Genomic DNA, 7,398 nt, shown 5'->3' with positions numbered 1-7,398 from the left:
TGGGAGTTCATCGTTACAGTTGAGCTAATATTTGTTCTAGTTCTATTTGGTCGATTTCTAATAAGGGGAAATCTTGGGCGGTGTAATCTCCAGTATCCGCTTCAGGCGGCGGAGGATTCACTATTTCTGGTTCTGTTTGTGACTCGGTGACTCTTTTTGCTACTGTGGCTAATTCGGCGATACTTTGATGGGTAAATAATTGTTTGGGGGTTAACTCTAATCCTGCTTTTCTGGCTCTAGTAATGATTTGAATAGTCAGGATGGAATCGCCCCCCAGTTCAAAGAAGTTATCATAGATACCTACTGGCTCTACTCGCAAAACTTGTGACCAGATTTTAGCTAATATTTCTTCTTCTAGGTTACGAGGAGCAACAAAATTCAATTCTATCTCTCCACACAAGTTGGTTTCAGGTAAAGCGCGACGGTCAATTTTACCATTAGGTGTTAGGGGTAATGATTCCATGATTACGAAAGCACTGGGAATCATATAATCTGGTAGCTTTTCTTTTAAGAATTGTCGTAATTCATTGGGGGTTGGTGTTGTCTCTTTTTGAGGGACAATGTAGGCAACTAAACGTTTATTTCCTGATGTATCTTCCTGGTCAATAATAACCGATGATTGTACTTGAGAATGTTGTTTTAATACTGTTTCAATTTCCCCTAATTCAATACGGAATCCTCGTATTTTTACTTGATTATCAATCCGTCCTAAATACTCAATATTACCGTCAGGTAAATAACGCGCTAAGTCTCCTGTTTTATAGAGACGAGAATCTGGGTAATTACTAAAAGGATTAGGAATAAATTTTTCTTGTGTTAATTCTGGACGGTTAAGATAACCTCTTGCTAATCCTGCTCCACCTATATGTAATTCTCCTGGAATACCTACAGGTAATGATTGAAGATTGGAGTCTAAAATGTAGATTTGTGTATTAGAAATTGGACGACCAATGGGGATACGTTGTCCATACATTTCTCTCTGACAATTCCAAAAAGTTACATCAATACAACATTCTGTCGGTCCATAGAGATTGCACAAATTTACATTTAGTTGGCTCAATAATTTCTCTTGCAAAGCCACTGGCAAGATTTCACCACCACAGAAGACTCGTTTGAGTAACTGACAATTTTCGATTCCTCCCTGTTCTAAAAGCATTTGCAGTAAGGATGGCACAAGTTGAACAGTAGTTACTTGCTGTTGGGCAATTGTTTTTAAGAGGTAATCGCTGTCGGTATGACCCCCTGGTTGAGCTATTAACAACTGTCCACCTACTAATAAAGGAGCGTAAAATTCCCAAACTGACGCATCAAAACTAAAGGGAGTTTTTTGCAGAACTCTATCCGTTTTAGTTAGGGGGAATGTTTCTTGCATCCAGAACATATGATTGGACAGGTTACTGTGGGAAAGCATTACCCCCTTCGGTTGACCAGTAGAACCTGATGTATAAATAACATAAGCTAAATTAGTTGCTTGTACATCAGTAATTGGATTATCCTGACTGAACTGAGAAATTAACTCCCAGTCAGCATCTAAACAAATAAGTTGTGCTTGATGTTCAGGTAATTTATTAATCAATTTCTGTTGAGTTAGTAACACTTTAACAGCAGCATCTTCTAACATAAAAATAATCCGTTCAATCGGATAATCAGGGTCAAGAGGGACATAAGCCCCACTCGCTTTAAGAATGCCTAATAATCCCACAATCATCTCTAAAGAACGTTCTACACAAATCCCTACTAAAGTATCAGGTTTTACCCCCAAAGATTGCAAATAATGTGCTAACTGATTAGCTCGACAATTTAACTCATTATAGGTTAATTGTTGACCTTCAAATACTACTGCAACAGCATGAGGTGTCCGTTCAACTTGTTTCTCCAACAACTGATGAATACACTTATCTAATGGGTACTCAGCCTGAGTATTGTTCCACTCAAAAAGTAACTGCTGTTGCTCAACTTCTGTGAGCATTGGTAATTGGGAAATACGCTGCTGTGGGTTAAGCACAATAGAGTTGAGCAGTCTTTCAAAATGCTTGGCCATGCGCTCAATAGTAGCAGCGTCAAATAAGTCAGTGTTGTATTGCCAACATAGCTTAATCACTCCTTTCGCTTCTCTCACCATTAAACTCAAATCCAAGTGTCCGCCCTGTTGTCCGAACAAGTGTGGCTCCATTGGCAACACTGATTTTTGCAGATGCAAGGAATTATTTTTTGGTTCACACCAAGTTTGTGCTTGCCAAGCAAAACTAACTTGAGAGAAAGGCGAACGGCTGGGATCGCGTTGTGGCTGGAGTTTTTCTGCTAACAGAGAAAATGGGTAATCTTGATGATTTTGAGCTTGGCTAACTATTTTGCTGACTTGAGCAAGAAGTTCTGTAAATGTGGCATTCTCCTGGACAGAAACTCTTAAAACGGTCAGGTTAGAAAAGTAGCCGACAATCTCTTTAAACTCTTTACCCGGCCGTCCTCTCATCGGGCTGCATAAGAGGATATCTGTTTGATTGGTGTAGCGGTAAAGTTGGACGTAAAATGCTGTAAGCAGAATCCGATAAAGGCTGGTTCCAGATGCTAAAGCTAGATGCTTGAGTTTTTCAATTAACTGTTCATCTAGCTTGACAATGTATGAGGCTCCCTCATAAGTCTTGACTGGGGGGCGGGGTTTGTCTGGGAGCAAATTCAAAATTGGCAATTCGCCAGCTAATTGTTTTTGCCAATATTGCCACAGTTTTTCTCCCCTATTACCCGATAGCATTGCTGCTTGCCATTGGACAAAATTTGCATAGGTTTTATTTTCATTCCAAGAATCTGGGGCTGTTTCTGTCTGCTGTTGACTAAATTGCTCCACTTCCTCTGGATATAAAGCTTGAAATTCACTCAGCAGTAAATCATAGGACCACATATCGCCAGCAATGTGGTGCATTGTCAGCAAGAGAATGTGTTCTGCTGCTGAACGAGTAAATAAATTCACCCGCAAAACTGAATCTTTTTCTAAGTTAAAAGGGTGGTCAGCAATAGCATAGATTTTTTCTACTAATTGCTCTTCCCTCCAGTCGCTGGCATCTATTACCTCAACCTGAAAATTCTCTTGCTGGTTAACCTGCTGTACCGGTTTGCCCTCATAACTGGTATATGTGGTTCTCAGAATCGGGTGCTTTTCAATAATTTTTTGCCAGACACGATTGACAACAGCAATCTCTAAATAAGCATGAATTTTTGCAGTAATAAATATATTATAAGCAACGCTCTCTGGAGCAATTTTCCAGATTAACCACATTGCTTCTTGACCCGGTGAAAGTGGGTAAATTGTTTTCATATTTCTACTCATGACTCGCCCGCATTTGTGATAAAAAAATGTTATCTAGGGGAAGGCGTATGCTTTATGCCCCTACAGAAACCGAATTTGCCCCACTGTAGGGGCGCAAGGAAGCCGAGTACAAAATGTAACATATATCGAACATTTTTCACCATGATGTCCCAAGGTCTGTTATCGCTTTGAGGGAACAGTAAACGGGGAAGAAAATCGGCGCACCTCATTACTTTGAACCCTGTATCCTGAAATCCTATCATAGAAAAGAAAATTTGTCATGGTCAACAAAATTCGGTAATATGTGGTAGTCTGAGAAGCGCTCACTAGCTTTAGCTATCAAAACAATGGTTACTTGTAGTAAGATAACGAGGGTTAAAAAAGCAGTAGCAGGGGGGCTGAGAAAGCGATCACTCTATGCTGACAGATAAAGCGACGGGAGTATGTTACCACAACTCAAGCACAATAACCTTAAAATTGTCGGGGAGCTTTATATTTTCGCCAATTGCCTTCTACACAGGGGAGGGTTTCTCCTGAAACTAGCCCACACAGACAACCTAAGGATCAACTCCGCCAATCCAGCCAAAATCTAAAATCATTCCTGCAAAATGTCCACAACTCAAATATAAATGCTATATGTCCGCCAAAGTCCCTCAAGATCGATCGACGACTAATATTATCTCCGATGTCAGCAAATTTTGGCACAGTGTCAAGCTGATCGCTGCTCCCTATTGGTATCCTACTGAATCGGGGGGAAGGGCTTTTTCTGATGTGATGAAAGCTTGGGCAATGCTCATCCTACTAATCGGGGCAATACTAGGAGTTGTGGGATTAAATGCCTTCAATAGCTTTGTTAGTAATTACTTAGTTGATGTCATTCTTGAAAAAAATGATTTTGATAAATTTGTCAAAACTTTGGTAGTTTTCGCGGTTGGACTGCTCTTTGTCACCCTTTTAGTTGGCTTGCTCAAATTTCTCAGAAAAAGAATCGCCCTGGATTGGTATGCTTGGCTCAATGACTGGATTCTCACAAAATATTTGCATAATCGCGCCTATTACAGAATTAATTTTAAATCCGATATCGACAACCCAGATCAGCGTTTATCCCAGGAAATTGAGCCGATTACCAGTAAAGCTCTCTCCTTTTTTGCAGTTTCCCTAGAAAATGTCCTAGATATGATCACTTTTTTAGTGATTCTCTGGTCAATTTCTTCCTCTGTCGCCATTATTTTAGTCGTTTGGACAATTCTCGGTAACGTCATTGCTATCTATTTTAACCAGGCTTTAAATAAAATTACTCAAGAAGAATTAGAACTTAAGGCTAACTACAATTATGCTCTAACTCATATTCGTAATCATGCGGAGTCGATCGCTTTCTTTGAGGGAGAAAATCAGGAATTAAATATTATTCAGCGGCGATTTAATAAACTCTTAGACAGTGCTAAACGTAAAATTGATTGGGAGAGAGGCACAGAAATTTTTAGTCGAGGCTATCAGGCGGCAATTCAAGTATTTACTTTTGTCATTTTGGGTCCTTTGTATATCAATGGTGAGGGGGTTAGTTTCGGACAGGTCGGGCAAGCCTGTTTAGCGGCTAATTTGTTTGCTACGGCGCTGGCGGAATTAATTCGTGAATTTGGCACTTCGGCACAATTTAGCAGTTATGTTGAACGTTTATCAGAATTTTCCCAAGCCTTAGAAGAAGTCATTAAACAACCAGAAAATTTAAGCACGATTACAACTGTCGAAGAAACCCAATTTTCCTTTGAAGATGTCACCTTGCAAACTCCCGATTATGAACAGGTAATTGTCGAAAACCTCTCCCTTTCTGTTCAGCCTGGACAAGGTTTATTAATTGTCGGGCCGAGTGGTCGGGGTAAAAGTTCCTTGCTACGCGCAATTGCCGGTTTATGGAATGCAGGAACCGGCCGATTAGTTCGTCCCCCCCTAGAAGAAGTATTGTTTCTGCCCCAACGTCCCTATATAATATTAGGAACCTTGCGAGAACAGTTACTCTATCCCAATCGCAATCAAGAAACCAATGAGATAAAATTAAGGGAAGTTTTGCAAGAAGTCAATCTCCAAAATTTACTAAATCGAGTCAATAGCTTTGATACAGAAGAGCCTTGGGAAAACATTTTGTCCCTGGGAGAACAACAACGTTTGGCTTTTGCTAGGGTATTGATTACCCGTCCCAGTTTTACTATCCTCGATGAAGCCACAAGTGCTTTGGACTTAAACAATGAGGAAAATTTATATCGGCAATTGCAGAAAACTCACACAACTTTTATTAGTGTCGGACATCGGGAAAGTCTCTTTAACTATCATCAATGGGTTTTAGAACTCTCTAGTAATTCCCATTGGCAACTGCTTACAGTGGAGGAATATCGCCGACAAAAAGTGAAAGAAATTATTAATATTTCTGTCGATAATTCTCAAGATAGGCTCGAAGATTTAGCGAATCAGGAAACCGAAGTCAATCCTAAAATCAATTCTGCCGGGGAACCCCCCCCCGAATCGCCAACGACAACAATCTTAACAGAAGTCGAAGAGGGACTTTCCCATGCACAAATGAAGGAATTAAGCGACTATTCCCTTAGTAGCATCAGAAGCAAAGCCAGTCAGGGAAAATCAATTACGGGGAAAGATGGACTGACCTATCGCTATGACAAAGACCCTAAAATCTTAAAATGGCTAAGAGTTTAGCCGATGAGAGACGGGTCAAAAAACAACGTTAAACCATTACACCAACTTAGCTACCCAAAAAATGAATCAAACCCTGGTCAATCAACAACAGTTGTTCCAAGAAATCGTCCAAGATATCGAGCAAAATAAAATTGCAATTGCGGCGAAAAAACTGCGTCAACAGGAAGCAGATAGCTGTGAAATTCCGGCTCAGTGGCTGTGGAAAACAGCAGCGGCTTTAGAAACCAACGACTGGAGCATTTTATCAGAAGATTTCATTAATCTGAATTTTATCGGTAAAAATGGTTATTTTCTGATGATTGCTCCCTATCGCATCAATCGTCAGGGAGAACGACAACTCACTTTGAGTGCGATTTACGGAAAAATTCACCAAAATAGTCAACCTTCTATCGAACAACTAGAAAGCTTGACTCGTGAAAAATTTGGCAGTCTAAGACAACCGATTCCCAGAAATTTATCCTTTACTGAAATTGCCAGTTGTGGCACGATTAAAGGTGAAAAGGGGGAGGCTTTTATCGTTCCCCATAGGTGGACTTTTCCCAATAGTGTTCAGGGGCCAGCTTTAAATAATGCCAGTGAGCAAAAACGACGCTTTTCTGGCTCTAGCTACGAATGTATCCGAAAAATTTTTGAGCCAGAAACAGCCGATTTACTATTAGGACCCCTAGAGGATCAAATTAATGGTGAACGCTATCGTCATCTCGATACCCAATTCCATGAAGCGGGTCATGCTAGTGGGTTAGGATTTGACTTGAAACTCAAAAATAAACTGTTTCAAAACTATACCTATGCCGGAGTCGAGGAGTGGCGCTCAGATAGTTTAGGGTTTGAATTTGCCGATTGTGCTTTACCTGCCGAAGAAGCGGGAAAATTAGTCGCTGTTAATTTCTGCATTCGCTTTGGTTTAGATGCTCACCGTTTAGGGGGTTTAGAAAAAGATGTGGATGTCCACGCTAGTTTGATCAGTTTGGAATATCTCTTGCAAAATGATGCTATTTATCTCACAAAAAATGGTCAATTGTCCCTGCGGAATGTCAGTTATCCAGGCTTACTAAAAGCGGTGGAAATGCACCGAACAAAAGCATTATCTCTAACGCGAAGGGAGTTGAATCTAAATAGTCCAACAGGTCTTTTTGCTCTGTATAAAGTGGAGATTCATCCCGCAACCCAATTAATTTTTCAGGGACTAATTGTAGAGCGCTGCCGCGGAATTTGGTCAGAGTTACAATAAGTACCTAGCGGTTACTGTTAACCGGGCCGGTGAGGGATGTCATTCAGCCATGAGCATCCCTCCAAAGCCTATTGATGGCGATAGGGATTGGGGTCAACTCCTCTGAGTTTCTGGCCACAGCAAGTGCCGGCCCTGGAATATTAGTCGTTGACTCCTA

General features: G+C 40.6%; 3 protein-coding genes. 2 read left to right on the top strand and 1 reads right to left on the bottom strand.

Going from position 1 to position 7,398, the window contains the following annotated elements; translation table 11 throughout:
* Positions 1 to 13: 13 nt before the first annotated feature.
* Positions 14 to 3,313 (bottom strand): non-ribosomal peptide synthetase, encoded by a 3,300-nt coding sequence (locus tag IM473_RS12590; protein WP_287658685.1) that lies wholly within the window; start codon positions 3,311 to 3,313, stop codon positions 14 to 16.
* Positions 3,314 to 3,940: 627 nt separating this feature from the next.
* Here IM473_RS12590 and IM473_RS12585 point away from each other — a divergent pair.
* Both IM473_RS12585 and IM473_RS12580 read left to right on the top strand, forming a co-directional pair.
* Positions 3,941 to 6,010, top strand: a complete 2,070-nt coding sequence (locus IM473_RS12585) for an ABC transporter ATP-binding protein/permease (RefSeq protein ID WP_287658684.1) — start codon at positions 3,941 to 3,943, stop codon at positions 6,008 to 6,010.
* Positions 6,011 to 6,071: 61 nt separating this feature from the next.
* Positions 6,072 to 7,241 (top strand): DUF6014 family protein, encoded by a 1,170-nt coding sequence (locus tag IM473_RS12580; protein WP_287658683.1) that lies wholly within the window; start codon positions 6,072 to 6,074, stop codon positions 7,239 to 7,241.
* Positions 7,242 to 7,398: the final 157 nt, after the last annotated feature.

Source organism: Microcystis sp. M015S2 (assembly GCF_020245945.1).
Taxonomy (GTDB): domain Bacteria; phylum Cyanobacteriota; class Cyanobacteriia; order Cyanobacteriales; family Microcystaceae; genus Microcystis.
Note: the sequence above shows the minus strand (reverse complement) of the source record. Positions and strands in the feature narration are given on the sequence as shown.